Source organism: Arcticibacterium sp. GJ41-1 (assembly GCF_055808875.1).
In genome coordinates this window covers 3478175-3504194 of record NZ_CM147888.1, presented here as the reverse complement: position 1 = coordinate 3504194, position 26020 = coordinate 3478175, and the positions used below count along the sequence as shown (strand labels likewise).

The window sequence follows — 26020 nt, the reverse complement described above, 5'->3', positions numbered from 1 at the left end:
GACGTTCTTTAAAGGTGTATTCCAATCGACATTGAGTTGATGAATATGGCTGTGGTAGAGGGAATACAATTAATTCCTAAGGTGGAGGTTACATTGAAATATAGATGCTTAGCGGAAACATTTAGACCGTTGTGCATTTCAAAACCTAATACATCAGTGTTTGGGCTATATTCAGTTTTGTAATAATTCCCATCCAAATACCATCCCTCGAAATAATTAACTTTACTGTACCTTATTCCTGGACCAATACTCCAAACTACTGGTTTCTCTTTTTTATATGGGTAAATTTTGAGTCTAGGGCCTAGAGAAATTCCCTCATTATCTAAATAAGGAAAGAAATATTGAATTGGTATTTCAATAGATAAAGCCTGAGATATTTTCCTTTCGAATTCTATTCCAGAGCCAACAACTTCTCCTTTGCCAAATTTTCCCCAAATAATTGGTTGTATGGAAAGAGTGTTTCTTTTGTCTATTAGAGGGGGATCTTCTCTTGATTGACACTTAGCTTTCTGAGAAAAGCTTAATACAAATAGAACAGAAAGTAGAAAGAACTTCTTTTTCAAAATATGATGGACTTATATATGACCGCTTTTACATTGGCAAATCTAATACAAGCTGCTGTCAATTTAAGATTTCTTACTTCTCATTTTTAGGGAACTGTTTTTTTTTGTGGACTTTGATGCTTTCCCATCAACAACATCTCGCCAAAAGCTAATTCTTTTTTATTATCGAGGGAGTCTTTTTAATGTCATTTGATTAACTCAAAGCTAAAAGTAGAACGTTAATTCAATAAATAGGGAACCAGCACACCCGCAAAATAACCCACAAGGGCAAGCCAACTAATTTTTTTATCCTCAAGCACAAACCTAAAGGTCCCTAACGGAGACTCCGCAATGAGGGAAATCTTACTACAAAAAAATAGCCTACCAAGAATCACTACATCGTGAAGTCACAATGAAATGGTGGTAGGCTACTATCTTAATTTTATTAGCTATTTCGGTAAGCCGAAAGTTTCAACTACAAAGTCAATATCCTTATCGCCTCTTCCGCTTAAATTAACCAATATAGATTTCTGAGGTTGTTTCTTAGCTAGCTTTAAAGCGTAAGCTACGGCATGAGAACTTTCCAGTGCAGGGATAATGCCCTCTAAACGGCTTAACTCATAAAAAGCGTCAACGGTTTCTTTGTCGTTAATACTGTCGTAATTCACTCTTTTCATGTCTTTAAGCATGCTGTGTTCTGGGCCAACGCCCGGGTAATCTAGCCCACTTGCTATAGAATGAACGGGTGCTGGTTCACCTTTCTCATCTTGTAAAGTATAGCATTTAAAGCCATGAATTATACCTGGAGTTCCTAAGGTCATGGTGGCAGCATGTTCCCCTAATTCTAAAGAGCGTCCTGCAGGCTCTATACCATGTAGCTCGCACTCTTCATCATCCAAAAATCCTGAGAATATACCCATAGCGTTGCTTCCGCCACCTACGCATGCTACTACATTGTCAGGTAATTCACCTGTCATTTCTAAAAATTGTTCACGAGCTTCTATGCCCACCACTCTTTGAAAATCACGCACCATCATCGGGAATGGGTGTGGACCTACCACAGAGCCAATGCAATAGATAGTAGTTTCGGGGTCTTTAAGGTATGCCTCAAATGCGGAGTCTACCGCTTCTTTCAATGTTTTAAGACCGTGCGTAGCAGGAATAACATTCGCTCCTAAAATTTGCATTCGTACCACATTAGGCTGCTGTTTTTTCATGTCTACTTCGCCCATGTATATTTCACACTCCAAACCGAAATAAGCAGCTGCAGTAGCCAAAGCCACTCCGTGCTGGCCTGCACCTGTTTCTGCAATAAGCTTCTTTTTGCCTAGGTGTTTAGCCAGTAGGGCTTCGCCCATGCAGTGATTAAGTTTATGAGCACCAGTATGGTTTAGGTCTTCGCGTTTTAAGTAAATGCGTCCTCCGTATTTTTCTGACAATCGTGAGCAATAATAAACTGGAGTTGGTCGGCCTTGATAATGTTTACGTATGCTACGCAGCTCTTGAATGAAATTGTGCGACTTGCTTATAGTGTTATAGGCATCCGTTATTTTTTTTCATTTCAGCTTCCAAAAATGGAGGTATAAAAGCACCACCATAATCTTCGAAAAAACCTTCACTATTGGGATATTTTTTAAAATAATTACTCATGAGTTGTTTATTTGATTGGTATGTAAATATTGCAAAAAAAAGTGTCAATTTCCCACTATTGAAATGCCTCTAGAATAATACGTGAATACTTTTTTAGCAAGGACTAAATTTGAACTCATTAGCCATGAAGTCGCTGAATCGGTGTTTTTTTTATAAAATATAAGGTGAACCGGATTTTGTGAACCTGACCAGAATCATGCTTTTTGGTAGGAGACGGTATCGGTATAAAAAAAGCACGAGCCATTGTTTTTTGCAATGACTCGCACTAGGTTTTATTTGGTCGTTTGTTGAAGACCTACTTTAATTTATTTACCTCTTCTAAAGCTAATTCTGTATGTGAGTTGATTGACAAGCTCTTTAAAAAAGGATAACTGTTTTGCCAATGGTTTTGCCTGATTCTTGCATTTCATGAGCCTTTTTAAGGTTATCTAGCGTAAAGCCTTTCAAAGTTGTAGTTAAGGTTGATTTGATTGTGCCGGCATCTAATAAATCCGCTAAAGTGTTTAGGATTTCGTGTTGTCTAACGATGTCCTCCGTATTAAACATAGAGCGGGTGTACATAAGCTCCCAAGAAAAACTAACGCTCTTAGCCTTTAGAATATCCAAGTTTAAAGGTTTGCTACTTCCTGTAATGGAAACAATATGTCCTTGTGGCTTAATAATCTCGGCTGCAGTTTCCCAATAGCCTTCTAAGTCTACAAAATCTAAAATGTAATTGACTTGGCTATGGTTTATCTTTTCTAAATCTTCTTTAAGGTTGTGATGATTTACTACAAAATCGGCCCCTAAGTCTTTGCACCATTGAATAGAGTCAGGTCTTGAAGCTGTGGCAATTACTGTTAGGTTAGCTATTTTTTTGGCTAGCTGTATTGCTATAGAACCTACACCACCTGCTCCTGCGAGTATTAATACGGTTTTTCCTTTATCCGTTTCTGGGTTTACTTTAATGCGGTCAAAAAGCGATTCGAAAGCAGTTAATCCAGTTAAAGGAATAGCGGCAGCTTCTTCTATGCTTAAGTTTTTAGGTTTTTTACCTACAATGCGTTCATCTATTAATTGGTATTCTGCGTTACTACCACTTCTAGTAAGGTCACCAGCATAAAATACTTTGTCGCCAACTTGAAAAAGTGAAGCTTTATCACCAATTGCTTCCACAGTACCTACAGCGTCCCAACCAATAACTTTAGGTGTTTCTAAAGTAGTATCCTTAGCTGCACTTTCTCTAATTTTAAAATCGACTGGGTTTACCGAGATAGCTTCAATTTTTACTAATAAATCAAATCCTGAAGGAGATGGTTTTTCAGTTTCAAATTCGATAAAGCTATTTTTGTCTGTTATTGGTAATGATTGTTTAAATCCTATTGCTTTCATTTCTTTATGTTTTAATATACTATACTTATTATAGTTGCAAAACTAAGTATAGTAAATTGACTGTGCAATAACGGTCAAAAAGGATAGTATAGCTTTATTCTCTAGGAGCGTCTCTCTATTTTCGGATTTGTCCGCTAGTGGGAGGACAGGAAGCCTCCGCAATAGAGAAAAAACTATTTGTAGGCAATTGCCGTACTTGAAGCACCAGTCAATCGCATTAAAGATGTCGATCTAAATCCTACTTGTTTGGTCCATCTAATGAAGTCATCAAATGTATAATCAAAACCATCGGCGGTTTCTATCAGGATATTCAAACTCATCATCATACCAAATGCATTTTGCTTTCTTTCATTATCATTCACCGCCTCAATGGCAATAAATACACCACCAACAGGTAAGGCGTCGTAAGCTTTTTGAATCAACTTGATTTTATTTTCCTCATTCTAGTCATGTAATATATTGCCCATAGCCACTACATCCGCTTTGGGCAACTCTTCTACAAAGAAATCGCCACTAATAGCTTCTACACGGTCGCCCATTTGGAATTTCTGAATTGTATCTTTTAGCAAATAGGGCTCAATTAGCTTTAATTAGTAATTCAGACAGTTTTCTATTTCAGCCTTAAAAGTAGCCGCTTTTTCAGTGAAGAACCCCGCTCCAAGAGTAATTGAGCCTCCCGCTCGGAAAATAATATTACTATTAACATCAAGGGTGCCATTTGCTATTATCTCTTCCGAACTCTGAAAGATGCTATTGCCATAGATATTATTATGTAGAAATAATCTTTCAGGACAAGCGGTTATCCAAAATAATTCGTTTCCATATTTTTCAGAATCAGCGGTGAAGAATATGGTATTGTTAACATTTAAGGTGTTCTCAAGATTATAATTAAATTTCCCCGTGCCTTCGCTGGTACCATCTGATACATACTGTTGTTTACCTCTTTTGAAAAAGAATAGTGAATCGGTTTTTTCAGAATAGCGATAATTGACCTCATTTCTAGGAGTCAAAAGAGAATCAAATAGGATTTGGTGAGTGCCCAAATTATGATCGAAAAAATATGGTCTACTTCTATAAGTTGATTCTTCATTATATCTCTTTAGTACAATACTGAAAAGTTTATTTTTATTCGCATGAATTTCAGTTCCATTAAAGTTGGGATCTATCAATACTGTTCCAGATGCCGTCCCATCGGTACGCCATAATCCATAATTTTCTGTTGGTCGAAAATTCTTTATATATCTGTTAATAAAATAATAGTATTCTTGAATACGAACAAGTTTAAGTTCTTTTAAGCTGCTTGTTTTAAGTGTAATAGGGTTTCCTATTACATCCTGCTTATCAATACTAAAAAGTTCATATTCTCCCAGTGAGGTAGAAATGGCGAGCCTCAGTATATCCTCAGGATACGTGTCTAAAAAGAGTGGGTCATAGTAAGAATAATTCTTTGTAATGAGGATAGAACTTGTGTTCTCGGCAAAATCATATTTCCATAGGCCAACTTCTTGAGCAGTTAGTTCTAAATAGTATAGTGAATTATTAAAAAAGGCGTATGCGGGGAATCCGTGAGTATGGTTAAGATCTATTGATATTTCGTGCGTATTCTCTACAGAACCATCCGTTATCCACAGCTTATTTCTTGAGATGAATAAAACTTTGTCTTTATAAACCTTAATTTCAGTAGGATTAAAAAATGTATTACCATTTTGGTCTTTCACGAATTGAGTTCCCACTTTAGTACCATCACTAAAAGCTAAATGTCTTGATATTGTACTTTTAGTGGAAGAATTATTTAATTCGAAAAATAGTTTATTTCCCGCTTTATGAATTAATCCTTGATTATGGCTAGGAGTATTTCCATTATAAAATATGGTATCTACAAAAGTTGTAAGTTTTGAAGGGTTGAGTTCAGATTGGTATAATCTGTGGCCATCTATTTGTTCGGAAAAAAAGTATATTGAGTTTCCTGAATGGTTCAAACCAATTGGATTACTTGAGTATGTTTTTTCAGTAAAAGTTTTAAAAGAGCTTAATCCAGAAAGTCCTGAATTAAGTTCCCAAATGTGATGCTTTCCAAACTCATTTTCAAAAGTAACCCCTCTTGAACTCCGATTTATTTCTACTGAGAAATATAAGCTTCCATCTGTTTCTATTATATCAGATACTAAGAAGGTAGATTCTTTAGGTTCTCCAAAATTTCTTATTCTGCTATTAAATACTTCTGATATTAATTTTGATTCTAAGTCATACTTATGAATAATAGTTAAGGGGTAGGTATAACTCTTAATCGTCTTTACATAATAAATGGCATTTTTTGAAGTAAAATATTTATTGCTTGACTGGTAACTATTCTCCACTGGGCCAATGTTAGGAAAGGTTACGGTATGGGTGGTATGAAATGACGAGTCTAGAAAAGTTACAGACCCATTATAGTTTAGTATGATGTATTTATTAATTTCTCGGTTATAAACGGCTATTTCGGTTGAAAGTTCTATAGAAATCGTATCAAATCTTGATTCGTTGTAGTTAAATTCAAGCCATTTTTGATAATGATTACTAGAGCTATAAGTAGGATCAGACAGAAGAAATAGGGATGTAGAATCATTTTTCATTATTAAGTTTCCTGCACTAAATTTATTGTCATAGAAATGTGGTTCACTATTGCGGTCTATGAAGTATTTATTATCAGAAGGATGGAAAGTAATCCAAAATTCTCCTGAATGGTTTTCTTCTATGTTGGTCATGTGTTGGACTAGGGAGCTACTGACTTCATCCATATTAAAGTCATCTAATAGTTTCAATGAACTTATTTTCTCATCCGTTATAGTTAACAGTTTATTGATTATTAAATTGTTGTTACTGTTCCTTTCAGATAGAGTTAAGGCTATCTTATTTGGGCCTATTTTTCGTATAAAGGGATTGCTGTTTACGGTAAATTCCATAAGTGAGTCAAAATCCGTAGACTTGTCATTTGTCCGAAATAAGGTTGTGATATTTGAACTATTCTGATGAAAAAACAAATATAGTTTATCACCCATTACTAAGATGTTAGAAGTATTTATACTACCCATTTCCTGAGTGTAAAGCTTAGTTACTTCGGAAGGCTTAATGCTGTACAGAGAATAGTGAAAGCTGTTTTTTTCTTTTTCTAACAAGAAAACTACATTCTTACCTGGGTATACTTTCGTGTCGGAGTTAAGTGTTTTTTCCTTTAATACCTCTTTGCTTTTATCAAGAATGTAGAAACTAGTGGAATCATGATTTTCGCTTTTTACAGAGCAAAATATTAATGAATCTTGTATAGTTTTTAGGTCTAGTATTTCTAAAGGTCTGGTTGTTTTGTTGATATCTTTGAATAATTTCACCTCTTGAGAAGTAGCCACTTTTAATAAAAACATAGAAATTAATGTTAGCACTACTCGTTTCCTAGTTTGGGTTCTCATTTGCTAGTTATACTGTTTGTATTGTGTTTTTTGAAGTTATATTAGTTAAGATAGCTTCACTTTTGGTCTTAGATTTACTAAACTAATTATAGCTTATTTCGGTGTCTATAATACACAGGATTTTCCTAATTTTTTCATAAAGTCCAACTATCACGCAAAAAAAAACAAAGACCCATCAAGTGATGGCTTTTCATAAATGGTAAAAAGACCTAGAGTTTAGACGTTTTAAAGGTATTAATTCTGAGGTGTCGATGCCGGGTTTTATGGAATAGCTTTAATCTAAGACTGGGCTGAATCATAAGCTTTGATTTTACAAGTTTATAAATCAACCTATCTTTGGATAAACTTATTCCATTGAAAGACAGTATATAAGTTACACTTCAAATGGCAGCATATATAATTAGCATGTTCAAACACCTTAAATTTCTCTTTGTCTCTTTCTTAATTGCCAGTTGTACTACCCAAAAAGCAATTGACATTTCATATTTGAAAAGCTCTCAAGCTTTAGTAGAATCGTTTCCTAAGTTAGATGTTTATACTCCTGATAAAGCGGAGAATAGCCCTGTTGTAATTTTTATACATGGAGGAAATTGGAATTCGGGAGGCAAAGAAATTTATACCTTCCTTGGTCGAAATTTTGCCAAGAAAGACCTAGTCACTGTCATTCCAGGGTATACTTTAAGCCCCGATGGCAATTATAATACCATGGCAAAGGAGGTGGCAGCAGCCATTAAATGGACACATGAAAATATTTCGAAACATAAGGGGAATCCGAATGAAATATTTTTAATGGGACACTCAGCAGGTGGTCATTTGATAGCTCTGGTAGGTACTAATCCTAAGTACCTAGAAAACATAAATTTAGTCAAAGGAATTATTCTTAATGATGCAGCTGGATTAGATATGTATTCCTATCTAAAAAAGAATCCACCAAATAAAAACGGCCATTATGATGTCACTTGGACAGAAAATGAGGAAAACTGGAAAGACGCTTCGCCTATCTACTTTTTGTCAGAAAAAGTGCCACCACTTTACGTTTATACGGGAACCAAAACCTATTCTTCCATTATCGCGGGTAATAAAGAGTTTGTCAAAAAGATGAATCAATATCAAGCCAATCTAGAGATAAATTATCTGCCTAAGAAGCATGTGCCTATGATGCGACAATTCATTTTCCCATGGAATAAGCGGTATAATGAGATTGTGAAGTTTATAGATTCTAATCGATAGACCAGGGATAATGAACTGTATAAAGTGATGAGTTTTGATATCAAATGAAGTCTGATAGCGATGTCAATCTATGATATTTAGACCTTTACCGAATAATAAAAAACGTTACCGCAATTTGAATTCCATCTGCCATAGAGATAGCTTTAATTAAAAAAAGGCATGGAAACGAAATACGGTTTTACTAAAATGGATATTTCCGAATTTGAAAATTGGATTGCCAATTTCAGAGTCGGCCGTACGGTGATTTATTTGCAACAGCACCATACGGTAGCACCAAGTTATCAGCATTTTAATGGCTCCAATCATTTTCAACTTCAAAGAAATATGAGGGACTATCATGTTGGTAGTAACGGTTGGCTAGATATTGGGCAGCATTTCTCTATTTTTCCTGATGGCGTCATTGTAACGGGAAGGAGTTTGGAGCTTACTCCAGCTTGTATTTACGGAAATAATTCGGGGGCTATTTGTATTGAAAATGTGGGCTTTTTTGATACTGGTGTAGATACTATGAATCAGGCTCAATCAGAAGCCATAGTGCGAGCCACCGCGGCTATTTGTAAGAAATTTAGTATACCTGCCAGTACAGATAAAGTAGTTTACCATCATTGGTTTAATCTTTCTACAGGCTCTAGACATAACGGAGAAGGTCTAAACAAAACTTGCCCAGGTAGTGACTTTTTTGGAGGAAATAAAGTGGAAGATTGCGAAAATAACTTTTTACCTCTGGTAAGAAATGCCATGACAGGCGGTGTGATAGCACCTGTGCCCGTGTTACTGAAATATGCCACGGTAACAGCCAGTGCTTTAAATGTCAGGGTTTTGCCTACATCATCTTCTTCAAAGGCTAGCGACAGAGAAGCCTTAGTTTTAGGTTCTGTTTTAAGGGTGTATGAAGAGCAAAATAATTGGTATCGGATTTCTTCATCTCAGCAGCACTGGGTTTCTGCAAGGTATACCGATGATGTAGAGCGGGTAGAGGTGAATGCCAGCGTACTAAATGTACGAAGCGGGCCAGGTACTTCTTTTGCTAAAGTGGGTTCATTTCTGAAAAATCAGGAGGTTTTTGTGTACGAAAGGAGCAATGGATGGTGCAGGGTTAGTTTGGATAATAAATGGGTTAAAGACAGCTTTTTGGATTTTTGAGTTGTATGTCATGAGGTTGAATAATTCCTAGTCTATCTACTTCTACGCCCGTATCGTTAAGGAGTTAACATTGATTAAGCTTTAGCTTAAATCAACTTATTGCTTAGTGAAATACTCCTTTTTGTGATATACATCACATTTTGTTTAATTGAATATATTTCTGGTTAAACATTCTGTATCTTTGTGGATAGTATTCTACAAATTAAGAATGAAAAATAATCTCATCGTCCTTTTATTGCTTTTGAGTTTTACCACCTTAAAAGCTCAAACAGGAAGCATATACGGAACCGTTAAAGACGTCAATACAGAAGAACCTTTAATTGGTGCTACTATTGCGGTAGAAGGAACTACCATGGCGGCTTCTGCTGATATTGACGGTAAATACACGCTAGAGCTTCCTGTTGGTACTTATAACATTAAAGTTACTTACATTGGTTATTCAGATATCATCAAATTTAACATTGATTTAACTTCTGGAAACTCACTTTCACTCAACTTTGACATGAGTCCGTCAGAGGAACTTCTGAATGAAGTGACGGTGGTTCAGAAAAAAAAGAGGTCGGCCATAGCTTCTGATGTTCTCACGCCTTTATCTGTTCAGCAGCTTACCACCGAGGAGATAAAAAGCAACCCTGGGGGAAATTTTGATGTGTCGAAGGTAATACAAGCTTTACCGGGCGTGGCAGGAACTACGGGTGGTGGTGGTTTTAGAAACGACATTATTTTAAGAGGTGGTGGACCAAACGAAAATGTTTATTATCTGGATGATATTGAAATTCCTATTTTAAACCATTTTACTACGCAAGGAAGTGCTGGTGGGCCAGCAGGTATCATCAATATTTCTTTTATAGAGGATATTAAACTGTCAACTTCTGCTTTTAATGCTCAGTTTGACAATAGCCTTTCTGGTGTATTTCAGTTTAAGCAAAGGGAAGGGAACTCCGAAAAACTGCAAGGAAATTTACGACTAAGTGCCAGTGAATTCGCAGCCACTTTTGATGGTCCTCTTGGTCCTAAAACTACTTATTTAGTGTCTGCTAGGCGTTCTTATCTTTCTTTTCTTTTTACGCTTTTAGATTTACCTATTCGTCCAGACTATTGGGATTTTCAAACAAAAATCTCACATAAAATCAATGATAAAACCTCTATCGATTTGATTGGCGTAGGAGCTATAGACTTTTTCAAATTCGCGGTTCCTAAAGATGCTTCTCCAGAGAATATTTACATACTTCGTTCAAATTCCTTCATTGACCAATGGAATTATACAGCGGGAGCTACTTTAAAGCGTAGGGTTGAAAATGGTGTTATTAGTTTAAGCTTAAGCAGAAATCATTTCAATAATCAACTAGAACGTTTTGAAGACAATACCGTTAAAGACCCTGATACGCGTAATTTTTTGAGTACTTCTAATGAAGTAGAAAACAAACTTAGACTTAACGTTAAAAAATATTCAAATGGCTTTACCTATAGCTATGGTGCCATGCTTCAAAATGTGGCTTATGACAATAATTTCTTTGCACTAATACGCCCTGAAATAAGAAACGACGAAGGTGACGTATTGCAGTCAGAAGTTGCCAATAATTTCAATACGAATATTAATTTCTGGAAATATGGACTTTTTGCTCAGGTAGGTAAGACTTTCCAAAATCAGGTAAGTGTATCTGCAGGTATCCGAACAGATATGAACAGTTTTACCGACAATGGCAATAAGGGATTGAAAACACTATCGCCTCGTGTATCTTTTTCTTATCCTTTCTCCGACCAAGTTCGTTTTAATGCCGCATGGGGTTCATATTATAAACTACCTATTTATACAGTTTTGGGCTTTAAAAATGATGAAGGGGATTTTGCCAACAGAGACAATGAATACATCAATACCATTCATTACGCAGCTGGTTTTGAGTACTTACCAAAGGCAGATTTACGCTTTACTGTAGAAGGCTTTTATAAAGATTATTCCAACTATCCTGTCTCTGCTTTTGAAAATATTTCGCTAGCTAATTTAGGTGGTGGTTTTGGTGCTATTGGCAATGAAAAAGTGACGTCGGTAGGAGGCGGGAGAGCTTATGGTTTGGAGTTTTTCATGCAAAAGAAGCTAACCAAGAAGCAGTTTTTGACTTTTTCATACACCTATGTTAGAAGCCTTTTTGATGGTTTTGAAACAGAGCTTTTCCCGTCTTCATGGGATAACAAGCATTTGCTTTCATTCATCTATGGTTTAAAGCTTAAAAATAATTGGGAGCTTGGCGTTAAGCATCGTTTTGCTGGTGGTAGCCCATATTCTCCTTTTGATTTAGAAGCTTCGCAAAGGAACTATCTAAGCATCGGAAGTGGAATCTTTGACAATTCACAGTTGAATTCTATTCGATTAAAGGCATTCAACCAAATGGATATTCGAATTGATAAACAATTGAATTTTAAGAATTGGTCTTTAGACCTTTTCCTAGATGTTCAAAATGTTTTTGGTGCTAAAAATCAATCCGTACCTAATTTTACTTTTCAAAGAAATGCGGACAATACGGACTTTGCAACAACAGATGGTTTGAGCCTGATGCAGGATGGAAGTAATGCCATTCCACTTATTTTGAACGAACCAAGTGGTCAGCCAACACCAAGTATTGGAATTATAGTGGAGTTTTAAGAGAGAGTGGTAATATTGATGGATATGTTAGTCGGTTTTACTTAAGCTATCCACAATCATTTTTAAAGCGGTTTTAGCTTCTTTCATGACAGGTAGGAATGGCCAAATATGAGGCATGCTGTTTCCTATTATTATCTCAATATTGACACTTGCCTCCTTTAACTTTTGAGTAGCTAATTTCTGGTCGGGGTAGGTGATATCATTTGTTGCCAAAAACATCATGGTCTTCGGAAAGTTGTGAAAGCTGCCGTTGATAGGAGAAATCATTTCTTGGCTTAGGTCGTCATTCTCGGCACACATTCTCTTTGCACTTTTTACACCAATTTTTGATAACATAGGGTCTGTTTTATCTATTTCATCAATTTCTGGATTTGACATAGTGGCATCCATCACTGGAGATACCAGAATGATTTGCTGGGGTAAATCAATATTTCTTTTGATAAGTCTTTGCGTTAAAGCTGCGACTAAAGTACCACCTACTGAATCACCAATTAGGGTAATATTTTTTGACGGATATCTTTCCAAGGCCATACTATAAACCGCGTCTATGTTGTCTGAAATGACATGTATTTTACTTTCAGGAGCCTTTGGGTAATCACACATCCAAATATTTTGATTGGTTTGCTCAAGAATATCTTTTATAACATCCCAATGGTGTTTTGAAGGTCCGGAAATAAATGCACCTCCATGTATATAAATTAGAAGTTTCTTAGAGGGCTCTTTCTGCTTTATTTCTGTGATTAAGCTGTTTTTTATCTTGAAGTTTCTTAGGGCATAATGTCTAAAAAGCCCTGCTTTAGGCTGATGAACATCTTCTTTTCTTATTTTTTTGAAATCAATGGGGTCTTTGCTAAAGTCGTTTTTTAGTCCTTTTATCTTAATAATGAATAAAGTAAGGTAGTACGATAAGCTGTGTCTCATCATTAAGTCAGTTTTAAGCTAAGGGTATTGATAGCAAGACCTAAGTTAGAAAAGAAATTTATATTTATTGGTCTAATATATTTTTTGAGTAATGCTTCTAAAGTGCATAAAAAAGGCTGTAAAAGGTATTTAACCTGATACAGCCTTAATCTTGAAGTCCACTTCAGGAACGCCAAATGTTATTGTAACCCTGGAATCTCCACCATTTCGTTTGCATCCAAATCATAGTCAACGCCATCGCAATGGAAACCGAAAAGATTGAAAAATTCAGTTTTATAACCTTCTAAATCTCCTATGGTTGGAAGACTTTCTGTCGTAGCTTCTTTCCATAATGCTGCTACTTTTTCTTGAATGTCATCACGCATTTCCCAATCGTCAATTCGAATTCTACCTTTTGAATCTAAAGGAGTTTCATTAAGGAATAATCTTTCAGCATATAAGCGATGAATTTGTTCAATACAGCCTTCATGCACATCATTCTCCTTCATTACTTTATATAGCAAAGAAATGTATAGTGGAATAACCGGAATAGCCGAACTTGACTGAGTTACCAGTGCTTTATTGACAGATACGTACGCTTTCCCATTGATAGCTTTTAAAGCATCTGTGATAGTAAACGCGGTTTTTTCTAGGTGCTCTTTAGCTTGGCCAATAGTGCCTTTTCTGTATACCGCTTCCGTAAGTTTTGGGCCAATATAAGAGTAAGCTACGGTCTTAAAATCAGAAGAAAGTAAGTTTTCTTTCATCAAAGCATTTACCCACATGTCCCAATCTTCGCCCCCCATAACGGCTACTGTATTTTCAATATCGTCTCCAGTAGATGGTTCAATAGTGATTTCTTTTACCTCACCCGTATGAAAATCTACAGTTTTATTGGTGTAGCTGCCACCTATAGGTTTCAGAGTAGATTTATGCCTAACACCCGTGGTAGGATGTGTTCTCACAGGAGAAGCAAGGCTATAAATCAATAAGTCTATTTGACCAAGGTCTTCTTTTATTAAGTCTATGGTTTGCTGTTTTACTTCATTAGAAAATGCATCACCATTTATACTTTTAGCATAAATTCCTTCTTTATGAGCTGCAGTTTCTAGTGCTGCTGTGTTATACCAACCAGAAGAGGCTGTTTTGCCTTCTGCAGGAGGTTTTTCAAAATACACTCCGATGGTAGAGGCCTCTGAGCCAAAGGCACTGGCTATTCTTGATGCAATACCAAAACCGGTAGATGCTCCAATTACCAGCACTTTTTTAGCACCTTCTATTTTGCCTTTTGATTTTATATAATCAATCTGGTCTAATACATTTTTTTCACATCCTTTAGGGTGAGATGTGATGCAGATAAATCCACGGGTTCTAGGTTCTATTATCATTTAAATCGTCTGTTTTATATTGTGTCAATGAGTCGATTTCGTTTATAGCTCCAAATATCGGTGATTTTAATTTAAATGGTTGTCATTTTCAAACCTTAGCCCTCTTTTAGCTATACTGGCTTTAGATTGTATTAAAGAAACCGAAATCACTTTGGTGAGCTTATCTACTCTTTATTTAACTATTTCATAGAATTTTTGATGATTTTCTGGGCTAATGGCCAGTTGGTCAAATACTATTCCTGGCTGATTGACAGATACCTTTAAAGTCTGCTTTCCTGTTTTATCAATCACAATAGGGTAGCTGATAGAGCCAAAATTCCTTAGCACATTTTCTTTCCAAGCTTCACTTCTTCCTTTTGTGTTTATCTCATAGGCTTTGGCTTCACTATCATTTACAGATAGCCAAATCTTATGGTCAAAATTGTTAGCATGTGTAGGTAAGAAACGAAGTTCCAACTGATAAGTGCCAGTTTTTTCAATGTCGAAATTATAACTCAAAGAAGGCTTTACATTATTGAATACGTGATTTTCAAAGGGGAATAAAGTTACACTTGCGTTGCTATACCCCAATCCTTCAATAACCTTCCACTGGTAGTTTTCAGCATCTTCTGCTACTGAAAATTCACTAGCTTGAATAAATTTTGGGCTGTGTTGTTCAGTTTTGTTTTCTAGAGAAACGGTAGTATCCGCTAAATGATAGTCTGGCATATTGTAAACAGCCAGTTCGCGTGGATTCATTGACATCATGCCGTCCAACTTACCATCACTAATAGTCTTATTATACACTGCAGTTGAGCTCACTATAGCTTCATAGGCTTCTTGCGACTTATTAGCCAATGTTTTTTTCTCAGTAGCATCAGTGCTCAAAAATGATTGCTGAGCATAAAGAAATTTCTCATTCATAAGAGCCGCACCTTTGATAGGATATTCTACCAGTTGGAAGAAAGCATCCAAACGTTCTTTTGAGATATCGGCCTTTATTTCTTCTACTTTTTTTACCAATTCCGAATACGCATCCATTCTTCTTTGAGCTTCTTCTGGGCTAAACTCAGTCATTCTAGTCGGTGTTTTGGGTTCAGTTCTACTCCAACCCATATATTCTGGCTTTCGCAAAAAAGCTAAACGGTAATATTCTTCATACACATCCGCAATCTCCTGAGCCTTATCTTTTCCAAACTCTCTGTGATTCCAATCCACTAAATGCTTTTTGATGGAAGATTCATTGATGCTGTTGACATCCCAAGCTAAATCAAGGAAAAACTCCATGTTATATTCTCCTGGTTTGATATCGCCCACATTCGCAATCCATATTTTATTTGCTCCATTTTGATAGGCTCTAGACATTTCATACCACGTTAAGCCTGGCTGCGAGCTTGAAAGCCATAGATGGTCATGTGGCCTTCCCCAGTAACTTAGGTGATAATATACACCACTACCACCTTTTCGTTGCCTTTCTTCTTTATCGCTTAATCTTCTGATATAACCATAATTGTCATCAGTCCAAATGAGCGTAACATCCTCAGGTACTTTCAAACCATTATTATACAGGTCTAAAACTTCTTTATAAATGGTGAAAACCTGTGGTATTTCTTGTATTGGTTTATCGATAGTCTTGGTGAGCATTTCTCTTTGGTCTTGAATGATATTTTCCAGGAGTGCTACCTTTTCTTCTTGTGTCGCATTTCCCTGCATGCCAGAGTCATGTATTCCACGCATTCCCATGCTTATGACATTGTTTCCGTTTTTGGTTTCAGAAATTCGTTTTTGCCAATACTCTTTTACTTTTTCTTTGTTGGTGAAATAATTAAAGTCCCCATAAATTTCGTGGTCCCATTCGTCTACATTATTTCTTAGCATGGGTTCTGCATGCGAAGTCCCTATAGCTATCTGATATTTCTCAGCCATAGCTCGGTTTCCCTCAATGGTAAAAAATGCCTTGGTAGATGGATGCATAGCAGGCCAAATGGTATTTGCCTTTAATCGTAACAAGAGTTGAAATATTTTCTCGTAGGTTTTAGGGCCTATGTCACCAGTTTCTGGTTCAAATGTTTTAGCTGCCCAAGGTTGCAAAGCCCAATCTTCATCGTTTAAGAATATACCACGATATTGCACCGAAGGGCTGTCAATAAATCCATTCTCAGGTAAATCTAATGTGATTGAACCCGTGTTTTCAGGATGCACATCTGCCCACCATTTCCATGGTGAAATGCCGATTTTTTCAGCTACATCAAACACACCATATACAGTACCTCTAATGTCGCTACCAACTATGAAAAGGTTGTCTTGGTCTTTCTTAATGATGAATTTTTCCCATGCATTGTTTAAATCTGTGTCAAAGTTTTCCTCTAAACTCTGTATCAATTTATTATTAAACTGCCCTATGTAAATCCCTTTGTTTTCGGGCAGGACTTTATCAACGTAGTTCACCGGAATTTCTCTACCAATTATTTTTTCTAGGTCTTTGGCAATGTCATTTGCAGCCCATTTTATTAGTTCATCCGCGTTTGAATCAACATAAATATTGGCATTCGATGATTCTTGATTGATGGTAAAGTTTTGCGATTGACATGATGCCAAAAGAGCATACATCAGTAATATAAAATATTTGTTCATTTCTTGTTAAAGTTTATTTGAGGCTCTGGATGAAGCCTTTTTTTAATTCAAAGCAGCGTTTCTTTAAAAACTCAATCCATCACTCGAACCTGCTTGTTGTTTGCGGCATTGGTTTTAAAGGCAGTAACATCTTTTAAAACTATCTGACTGTGCTTTAAACTTTCTGGGAATTTGACATTATCTAAATCAATGCCTTTTACATCATCAAAAACCAATGCAGGCCTGAAATCATAATCGTCAAGTTTTAGGCTTACATTTTTCATTTGAATGCCCTCAGCATGGCGAACGTAAAAAGCCCAAGATGGCAATTCTGGAAACATAGTAAATTCAGGATAGCCCCTGATTTCTTCAGGAACATCTTTTAATCTGCTTAATGGTACATAAGCTTGTCCTTTGTTGGCTCTGCCGGGTGAAGTTATTTCAATGTTTTCAAGCACCACGTTTTCTACATTATGCCCTGGAATGCCCGTAATAGAGGCTGGGTAGGGGTTATGATGCTGACTAGGCTCTCTAGCACGTATATCATAGTTGATGTCAGGACGCCCCAGCGGAACCTGCACCTTAATGTTTTTCATGTGCACGTTTCTGATAATTCCAGGTTGTTTTCCGTCACGATGCCCTAATCGGATAAAAATGGAGTTGCCCGTGTTTTTTGCCACCACGTTTGACACTTTAATGTTTTCAATGATTCCTCCATCTACAGATTCAAGAGCAATGGCTGAGCGATAAGTGTCAAAAACTTGGATGTTTTCAATGGTAACATTTTTGAAACCACCGTAAGACGCCGTCCCAAATTTTATGGCACTGGCTCCAGAGCGTATGGTACAGTTGGCAATGTAAACCGACTCATTGGCGTAGCCTAAGTAATATGATTTAAGGCAAATACCATCGTCAGCAGAGTTGACATCGCAATTGGTGATTCTTACATTTTTAGAGTCTGTTATGTCCATGCCGTCATTGTTCCAATAGGCACGGTTGTATATGGTTAAACCATCTAATGTTAAGTTAGTACAAAGCTCAAATGAAAGTCCCCAACAAGCAGAGTTTCTGAAATTTGTTTGCGTAAGACTCACATTTTCGCAAGTAGAAAAACGAAGAAGCTTAGGCCTCATTTTTTCGTTTGGCCTGTTTGACCTTCTAGAGTAATCTGGGTCAATAACAATTCCAGCATGATGAAGGCTATCAACATGCAGTGCAAGTGCTCGCCCTTGACCGTCTATGGTTCCCGTTCCTGAAATTGAAATGTTATTGGCTTTGTAGGCCACTATAAGGGCTAATTGTGAATTGTCGTCTTTTTTCGGGCTCTCTGGTCTGCCTTTCATTTCAAGACTTCTGTAATGCCCAGGAACAGTACTTCCTAAAATGGTGGCGTCCTTTTGAAGATGAAGCTCTACATTACTTTTAAGTTCAATAGTTCCTGTTAGGTATTTGCCTTTCGGCACAATTAACTTGCCGCCGCCTTTTGCATAGGTAGCGTCAATGGCCTTTTGAAGGGCTTCTGTGTTTAGCGTTTTCCCATCGCCTATGGCACCATAATTAGTGATAAGGTTTTCTTGAGCATAGGCATTACAGATGGTCAGGCAAATTAGAATAAGCGTAGTAAGGGGTAAAAGTATTTTTTTCTTCAAAATCATTGTCAATAGAGATTCTTGATCACACACCATTTGATGCGTAGCAAAATAGTCTCCAAGATATAATCAAAAGTTTGAATAGCCTTATTCGGAGGATTTTAAATCCCTGTCTGCCGACAGGTAGGCGTGTGAAATATGTGTGCTATCAATCAATTTCTAGAAAAATCAAAAGAGTAGGAACCGCTTTTTAGTCGGAAGGAAACATTCTTCTTTCCTTTTGACTTCTTTACACCTTTACTTTTCTTGTATGATTTTCCGCTTTCTAAAACTTTTGTGATTTCTTTATATGGAGCATGTAAAGTAGCTTCACTTCCCACAGGTACTTCTATAAATACACTCAAAATGTCGTCAGAAATTTTTTCCCATCTGATGGCTGCCTCACCGTAAGGGGTCTGAGTAGCATAGTTGGCAAACTGTAGGTCATTATCAATTTCTGGTTGGAAAATAATGTGCTTATAACCGGGCTCGGCTTCATCGGTTTGCATGCCTGCCAAATTGGTGTAAAACCAAGCTAAACCGCCACCAAACATAGGGTGATTATAACTCCCAGACTCCGACCAATGCTCTCTAGTGGTGGTACTTCCTAGTTCTACCCAGCGGCCAAAACTAGGTTCGCTTCTTTTATTTAGAGCATCATAAGCCACTTCGCTTAAATTGTTTTCGCTTAAAACTTCAAAGAAATAGCGTGTACCAAATATTCCTGTGTCAAAATGGCCATCATTTTCTTCAATGTAATTTTTAAGTGAGGTCAATACAGCTGCTTTTAGGTTAGCAGGTAAGCCCATTTTAAGAGCAAAAATATTAGCTCCATACTTTCCGAAAGATTTAGTTTCTGGATTGTAAAATTTCTCTTGAAAAGCGGTTTTGACTTCTTCTGCCTGCTTTCTGTATAGGGCAGCTTCTTTTGATTGACCTAAAACATCAGCAGTTTTTCCGGTGATGTCATTGCCGAGCCACATATAAAAAGTATGTACCAGCTCATCGGGAGGAAGGCAGTCATTACATACGCCAGCCCATTCACCCAGATTCCACCATTTAAGTGGCTTTCCGTCATGACCTTCTCGCTGACTAAACATGGTGCCTTCTGGGGTTTGCCAAGTGTTCATGTAGCGAACATAGCCTTTCATGGCCTCATAATTATCTGCCAAAATATCTTTAGAACCATACTGCTGATAAAATTCCCAGGGAATAATGTTTATGGCTGCACCCCAAGCCACACCACCACCGCAGCCTGGCTGCCAAGGAGCTCCATTTGGTACATAGCCCGTTTCTGGAATTTGAGCATCACGCATGTCTGTCACCCATTTTTGATAAAAGGCTTGGGCATCATAATTATGCATCACGGTGTTGCAGGTTACTTGTGCATCTCCCGTGTAGCCGGAGCGTTCTCTGTGAGGGCAATCAGAGGCTATACCACCATGGGTATTATCTAATTGACTGCGTTTCCAAATCTTATGTAGTTGATTAAAAAGGTCATTTGAAGTTTCAAAAGTGGCTTTTTCTTGTAAATCAGTATTGACAGCTTCTGCTATTAAGTTTTCCGCCTTTAATTCGCCTGGCCAGTTGGTTATTTCTACACCTGAAAATACAAACCAGTTAAACCTTGGAGCGTATTGTTCTAATCCATCTCCTTTAAAAATGTATGTGTTTTCACCAGAGTAAAGGTTTGCGTTAAAGGTGATATGTACTTTTTGACCCGCAGGGCCTGTTACATTGACCAGTTTTAACCAACCCGAAATTTCCTCAGGAAAATCCACTTTATAATGCCCTTTGCCTAGTTTTTGTATGTTGGTAGGAGCATACTGCTTTGTGACTTTGTCGGTTTCTGCGGTATGAGCTACCAAATCACCATAAGGAGCCTCTCTAATAATTGCGTGTTGCCAAGCTTCGTCATTGAAACCTGCATTTGACCAACCTGAAATTTCTTTTCTAGCATCATAAACTTCTCCATCATAAACTAGGTCAACTAGAATAGGTGATTTAGCTGCTTTCCATGTTTCGTCGGTGGCTATGATTTCTTCTGTGCCGTCTGTATAAGTGACATGAAGCTGTGCTATAAAACGAGGACTTCCGTAAGATGCTGTCCAGAATCTAGGAGCATTGTAAAAACCATTTCCCAGTATTCCGCCAATAGCGTTTTTTCCTTGTTTTAAACTGGAGGTAATGTCATAAGCCAAGTACATGACTTTATATGCTGCAAATTCGTCGGGAACTGCAATGTAGGCATCGTTTAAAGCAGGTCTTTTACCGTAGTTGGTTTGATTGGGTACCAATACATCGTTTCCTACTTTTTTGCCATTGGCGTAAAGTTCAAAATAGCCTAAACCTGTAGTGAACACCACCGCTTTTGCCACTTCTTTATTAACCTGAAAGGTTTTACGAAGTAGGGGAGCGGGAGGAGGTAGTATTTCCGTTTTCTTTTGAGGGCCGCCTCCTGGTTTCGGAATGGCTTCTTCTCCTTGCCATGGTGCACCTATCCATTTGGCTTGCCAGTCAGACTTTTCTAATAAGCCCATTCGCCAGAAAGCAGGTTCTGACCATTCGCCTGCCACGCCGTCTTTATCCCAAGTTCTTACTTGCCACCAGCATTCTTGACGAGAATTTAAGGCTTTACCGCTATAAACTATTCTGTTATTCTCTTCTGAATTAACCTTTTTAGAATCCCACAAGTCGGGTGTAGAAAGTCCATGTTGACTGCTGGCTACTCTAATTTGATAAGCAGTTTGTTTCTGAGCTCTTACCTTATTCTTAGATGTATTTATCCAAGCAAGGCGAGGGTTCACATGGTCTATTACCCTAGGATTTTCTAGGTATTCGCAGGTCAGTTTATCTACCTGTAACTGTGCTTGAGCTATGGAAGCTAAACTAAAAGTAAAAAGTAGGAGTAGGACGTTTTTACGCATTTTGCAATAAGGTTAATAGTTTTCTGTCTAGTTTATGACCGTACCAGTCTTCATAATCTACATCTTCTCTTCCAGAGTCTAGAATTCCAAAAGAGCCTTTAAACTCCCATAGGGCAAAACCTATGTCATGCTCACTTAATATGCCCGTGAGGTCTTTAAACCATGCCAAGAAAACATCATGTGGGGTTTTATTATAACAGCCGCATTCGCCACAGTGTACGCCTATGCCTTGATTTTTTAGTTCAATCCATGGAGCATACATGTCTTCTAACATTTTTTTGCTCAGGTATTGGTCGCCTACTTGTCCTGGGTATTTTAGTTCTGGCAAGTTAGAGGTGTCTTTAAAAACCCACGGAGCGGCATAGTGAGAAATAATACCAGGTGCATATCCACGGCAGCTTTGTGCCACTTTAAGGTCTATCAGTTCTGGTGTAACTTTACTACCTACCTCATTGCCATCGGCCACTATTAACCTTTTGGGGTTAACCTCGTGTATGGCAGTTTTAGCTGCTAGAACTAGTTTTCTATAAACATCACCAGGTAGTTTTGTTTTCTTACCAAACTGGTCGTTCATGTCGTCACGCCAGCTAGGTTCGTTTAGTAAATCGAAGCTCATTTTTTTGGAGCTGTGCGACTTAAATCGCTCCGCCCAAAATTTCCAGTGGTAGCAAAAATCGTCTTCTGCCTGTTGGTCTGTCCAAATATTATAAGGTTCATGAAAACCTGCATTTATACAGTAACCGGGTGCTCTATGAATGTTTAAACTTACATGATGCCCATATTTCTGAGCCATGTAAACCAAGTTTTCAACTCTATCTGTAGCAGCCCTGTCAATATTCCTGACGTCTTCAATGCTGATATCTTTACTTCTATCAAAATCAATATAGCTAGGATAAGCCATTGGAATTCTCACAAAATCAAAACCCCAGTCTTGCATCCACTTGAAAAACTCCTCAGGCGTTTGTTCTCTTTGGGTGGCAGGGTTAGGCGAAAAGAAGTCTAAAAAGTTAAAGCCTTTCCATTTAGGAATAGCATTTTTTTTGATACTTACTTCTTGGCTAAAGGCTCTATCTGCTCCTACTAAAATAGCAGTGGTAGCTAGGCTTGATTTCTTTATGAAGTCTCTTCTTGAGTTTTGTTTCATAGGGTTGTTTTAGAAATTCAAGTTTAATGCTTTTTTCAAAGAACGCTGTCCTACTTTGTTTGAATATGCTGCAATAGGAGAATGTCTGGTTCTTGAGCTCAATCTCGATAGTTATTGGGACTCAAATTAACCGAAGTCTGTCCTGACATAGTCGAAGAGCCGTTATCGCTAGATTGGAGCCTAATTGTTGTACTTCTGTTATTTATTCTGTTCGATTATTGTTTCAGCATTCTTGTTTTTAGGATTAAGTTCTAGTGACTTTTTATAAGCGTTTATTCCATCTTCTTTTCTTCCTAAGAGTAACAAGCATTCACCATAACTGTCAAAAGTGTTATACTTGTCGGGATACATCTCTGTATTCAATTTAAAAATATTTAAAGCATCCTGTTTTTTGTCATTTCTTAGAATTTTGTATCCAAAAGAATTTATTCCATTTTCGGAAATGTCATACTGTGACGTAGCAACTTCTTCATTTTTTATAAATCCAATTATTTCATTCACAGTTTTACCGTCTTCTAATAATTCAGAAAGTTTTTTACTGTTCATACTTTTCAGTTTCACTTTCTGTTCGGCTAGGGTTTCTACCCCATATTCTTTTCTTTCTATATCACTTATTATAGTTGTGTCCATCTTTGACCTTTCCCAAGGCTTGCCTTGTCCATATCGAATAAATTGAGTTCCGTAAATTTGAGGTTCACCTTTACTTAATCGGTATCTGTCAATTGCAGCAGCTAGAAGCCATTTATTCGCAGTAGAATCTAATTCAATTGATTTTCGCATCAATTTTACTGCCATCCCATAAGCGGTAGAATTTCCTCCATGCTGGAAAATCATTGCAGCGTTATGATAGTCCTTAGACGTTTGTACTTTATTTGAGTCTAGCAATTCATAAATTCTTATTTCTCTTAAATTATCTCTTTTTGTAACAACGTTCCAATCGATATTATCTGTTTGTCTATCTGCTTGGTCATTTTTATAAATTTCTATTAGTTCTTGGTTATCTTTTGGTTTGTCCTGAGTATAGGCGATAGTTATTATACCTAGACATAATAGCGTTAATCCTATTTTTTTCATTATTTATATTTTCTGTCTTTATAAGGTATAACGACTAGATATAGCAGAAGTTACCATATACATTATATATAACACTAATATAATTGTTTGAAAGTATTAGGAAAGCTTTAGAGCAGTCTTTGGGGAAAATTCAGAGTTCCTTTGGAGACTCTGGGAAAGGGGATGGTTGTTTTAGAAGTTCAAGATTAACATTTTTCCCTAATATAACTGTCCTAGTTTGTTTGGCCGGGATCAAAGACCCTGTGGAGATTAAAGCAAAAGGAGGCAGTGAATCCTCCTTAAAAACGGGCACAACTGATGGATCTGTCTACTCTAATAGCCATATTTCTACTTTATTAGTTTGTCTAAAAGGCTTTCAAAATATTCCACTTTCTCACCGAATACTCCTCCTTCAATAAATTCAATGTTCCCTTTCTTATTGATGAATATGTTCTCTGGATAGGGACTGCTTCCAATTTGTTTGATGTATTCTTCGACATTCACGATGTGGATGAATCTAAAGTCAGTTCGCGATAAGAATTTTAATACTTTAGGCTTCTCGTCAAAAGTCATAGAAACAAAGTTCACTTGATCACCATATTTCGATTTAATTCGATTGAGTTCAGGCATTTCCTGTACACATCCTGTACATCCAACAAACCAAAGGTTAATTAGAGTTGGTTTGGCCTGATTACCGCCGATTTTAATACTGTCTCCGTCAATGGTTGAGAAAGTTCTTTTAGGAATTGTTAACCCGAGCTTGTCATAAGAGTGCTCTCTAACTAAGTATTCCATTCCCACTCTTATTGAATAATTGAAAGGTTGAATTATGGAGCCATTTGAGTTGGTCTGTTTTTTGAAATTTAGGTTAACCATTTTCTCACCTTCAATTGAATCGAACTCCATAGCATAAAGACTATCCCGAAATTCCTGAAATTCAAGTTTATCCAAAATATCTCCAGTAAAGAGGTTCTTATAATAGTCTGGTTCCGGCTTGTTAGAACAATTGCTTAGAAAGGCTAGCAGCAGTAGTACTGCTAAGCTGAATGTTAGGAAATTCGGGTTTTTCATCTTATTAATGGATTGTGGATAGAGACTAGATGTGGTATACGCGTTAACTATATCTAATATATATGGTCCACGAATATAATGTTTTTTTAGTCTTTGAAAATAGTTAAAAGCCTTAGGGAAAAGCCCAGATTTTGTCTGCGAAGCTTGGCTTCGCAGGAGTGCCCGCCCGCCTTCGGTTGGTTTAATCCTAATACCTGTCCAAACCAGAGGTTTGTAATCACCACACCGAAGCTACAAGCTTCGGAGAGCAGAGTACTTTTTCATAATTGGTTAAATGGAATATAAATGTTTCCTGTTTCAATAGCTTTACGTCTTTTTTTATATAATAAATCAGGTAAGCTTACTCGTCCATCAAGAATTGAAATTATATCCAATCCATCCATGATAATTATAGACTTAAAATCTGGTGAAATAGCTTCAGGTGTCAATCCATCAACTGTAACAAGAAGTCCCATTGCAATCTTTAATTTACTCTCGACTTTAAAGGTGAAAGTAGCTAAATCAGTTCTATTTACTTGCTGTTTCCATTTAGCTTCCATTAAATAGTCAGTTCCATCAAATGTAAATGCTCCATCTATTTGTTCTCCGTAATTCTTAAAAGAACTTTTTGGGTCAAGCTCAAAGAGTTGAAATAATTCAATAAGAAACTTTTCAAATTCAAATCCTCGTTGTTGAAAATTTGTATTCATAGCCAATTTATTAAACAGCAATCTTAAAGTACTTAATTCATCTTGTAAAGATTTGTTTTTCGCAATTCTAGATTCAGTTTTTTCTCTTCTTACTTTAGCTTGTTCTTGTTCTTTCGTGATTTGAATGTAGCCTTTAGTATGCTTTCTTAGATTCTCTACTGCTTTTTTTGCTTTTGCTTTTTTAGTTCCATCTTCATCCCAAAAGTCCAATTGTGGAAAATCTGTTAAATCTGTAACTACAAGCAATAAATTCATTAAGTCAGTTTTGTATAAATCAAGTTGATTAGTCATTCGTTCGACTAATTCTTTTACACTTTCCCTTTTTGTTCCACTCCAATTTATAGAACCAATAATTGCAGTATTGTCCATTGAGAGTTTTAAAAAATCCCTTAAATCATCTTTTTTCCAAGTAATGACAGATAAAGCTTCTTTCAAAGCCATAACTGCTTGTGGTGATATTTTTTTATTTGTCATTCAGATTTTCGCCATTTTTGGGTATAAAGCACAACGACCGATACAGCACACATTAACCATATCCATCCTTTTTCAAACGCTAATATAAATGTTTGGAAGTGATTGGAAACCTTCATGGACGAAGTCAATTTTCC

The 26020-nt window shown here is 36.9% G+C and carries 16 protein-coding genes and 1 pseudogene; 3 read left to right on the top strand and 14 right to left on the bottom strand.

The window, feature by feature from the left end:
- Positions 1 to 8: 8 nt before the first annotated feature.
- The 5 genes and pseudogenes from AC0L6O_RS14535 to AC0L6O_RS14515 all read right to left on the bottom strand — a co-directional run bounded on the left by AC0L6O_RS14535 (position 9) and on the right by AC0L6O_RS14515 (position 6961).
- Positions 9 to 563 (bottom strand): hypothetical protein, encoded by a 555-nt coding sequence (locus tag AC0L6O_RS14535; protein ID WP_473303349.1) that lies wholly within the window; start codon positions 561 to 563, stop codon positions 9 to 11.
- A 428-nt stretch (positions 564 to 991) separates the two neighbouring features.
- A complete protein-coding gene (gene trpB / locus AC0L6O_RS14530; protein ID WP_473308529.1) occupies positions 992 to 2041 on the bottom strand; it encodes a tryptophan synthase subunit beta in 1050 nt (349 codons plus the stop codon).
- A gap of 508 nt (positions 2042 to 2549) precedes the next feature.
- Positions 2550 to 3563, bottom strand: a complete 1014-nt coding sequence (locus AC0L6O_RS14525) for a zinc-binding alcohol dehydrogenase family protein (protein WP_473303348.1) — start codon at positions 3561 to 3563, stop codon at positions 2550 to 2552.
- Between the two features lie 173 nt (positions 3564 to 3736).
- Positions 3737 to 4102 (bottom strand): annotated as a pseudogene (locus tag AC0L6O_RS14520) (methyltransferase).
- A 51-nt stretch (positions 4103 to 4153) separates the two neighbouring features.
- Positions 4154 to 6961 carry a 3-coathanger stack domain-containing protein gene (locus AC0L6O_RS14515; RefSeq protein WP_473303347.1) on the bottom strand — a complete coding sequence of 936 codons (2808 nt, stop codon included), beginning with the start codon at positions 6959 to 6961 and terminating at the stop codon, positions 4154 to 4156.
- Between the two features lie 429 nt (positions 6962 to 7390).
- On the opposite strand from AC0L6O_RS14515, the gene AC0L6O_RS14510 reads away from it, so the two are divergent.
- The 3 genes from AC0L6O_RS14510 (at position 7391) to AC0L6O_RS14500 (ending at position 12020) form a co-directional block, all read left to right on the top strand.
- Positions 7391 to 8236, top strand: coding sequence for an alpha/beta hydrolase (locus AC0L6O_RS14510; RefSeq protein WP_473303346.1), 846 nt, complete (start codon positions 7391 to 7393; stop codon positions 8234 to 8236).
- Positions 8237 to 8395: 159 nt separating this feature from the next.
- A complete protein-coding gene (locus tag AC0L6O_RS14505) occupies positions 8396 to 9379 on the top strand; it encodes an SH3 domain-containing protein (protein ID WP_473303344.1) in 984 nt (327 codons plus the stop codon).
- Between the two features lie 208 nt (positions 9380 to 9587).
- Positions 9588 to 12020, top strand: coding sequence for a TonB-dependent receptor (locus AC0L6O_RS14500; protein ID WP_473303343.1), 2433 nt, complete (start codon positions 9588 to 9590; stop codon positions 12018 to 12020).
- A gap of 27 nt (positions 12021 to 12047) precedes the next feature.
- Here AC0L6O_RS14500 and AC0L6O_RS14495 read toward each other — a convergent pair whose 3' ends face one another.
- The 9 genes from AC0L6O_RS14495 to AC0L6O_RS14455 all read right to left on the bottom strand — a co-directional run bounded on the left by AC0L6O_RS14495 (position 12048) and on the right by AC0L6O_RS14455 (position 25886).
- The gene (locus AC0L6O_RS14495) at positions 12048 to 12944 is read right to left on the bottom strand and encodes a YqiA/YcfP family alpha/beta fold hydrolase (protein WP_473303342.1); all 897 of its coding nucleotides are present in this window, start codon (positions 12942 to 12944) and stop codon (positions 12048 to 12050) included.
- Positions 12945 to 13120: 176 nt separating this feature from the next.
- Positions 13121 to 14308 (bottom strand): enoyl-ACP reductase FabV, encoded by a 1188-nt coding sequence (fabV, locus tag AC0L6O_RS14490; protein WP_473303340.1) that lies wholly within the window; start codon positions 14306 to 14308, stop codon positions 13121 to 13123.
- Positions 14309 to 14479: 171 nt separating this feature from the next.
- The gene (locus AC0L6O_RS14485; RefSeq protein ID WP_473303339.1) at positions 14480 to 16921 is read right to left on the bottom strand and encodes a glycosyl hydrolase 115 family protein; all 2442 of its coding nucleotides are present in this window, start codon (positions 16919 to 16921) and stop codon (positions 14480 to 14482) included.
- Positions 16922 to 16992: 71 nt separating this feature from the next.
- A complete protein-coding gene (locus tag AC0L6O_RS14480) occupies positions 16993 to 18555 on the bottom strand; it encodes a glycoside hydrolase family 28 protein (protein ID WP_473303337.1) in 1563 nt (520 codons plus the stop codon).
- A gap of 146 nt (positions 18556 to 18701) precedes the next feature.
- The gene (locus AC0L6O_RS14475; protein WP_473303335.1) at positions 18702 to 21455 is read right to left on the bottom strand and encodes a family 78 glycoside hydrolase catalytic domain; all 2754 of its coding nucleotides are present in this window, start codon (positions 21453 to 21455) and stop codon (positions 18702 to 18704) included.
- A complete protein-coding gene (locus AC0L6O_RS14470; RefSeq protein ID WP_473303333.1) occupies positions 21448 to 22599 on the bottom strand; it encodes a glycoside hydrolase family 5 protein in 1152 nt (383 codons plus the stop codon). Before AC0L6O_RS14470 ends, AC0L6O_RS14475 begins: the two co-directional genes overlap by 8 nt.
- Positions 22600 to 22797: 198 nt before the next feature.
- A complete protein-coding gene (locus AC0L6O_RS14465) occupies positions 22798 to 23673 on the bottom strand; it encodes a tetratricopeptide repeat protein (RefSeq protein WP_473303332.1) in 876 nt (291 codons plus the stop codon).
- Between the two features lie 327 nt (positions 23674 to 24000).
- The gene (locus tag AC0L6O_RS14460) at positions 24001 to 24723 is read right to left on the bottom strand and encodes a TlpA family protein disulfide reductase (protein WP_473303331.1); all 723 of its coding nucleotides are present in this window, start codon (positions 24721 to 24723) and stop codon (positions 24001 to 24003) included.
- Positions 24724 to 24983: 260 nt separating this feature from the next.
- Positions 24984 to 25886: a hypothetical protein gene (locus tag AC0L6O_RS14455; RefSeq protein WP_473303330.1), complete on the bottom strand. Its 903-nt coding sequence runs from the start codon at positions 25884 to 25886 to the stop codon at positions 24984 to 24986.
- Positions 25887 to 26020 lie beyond the last annotated feature (134 nt).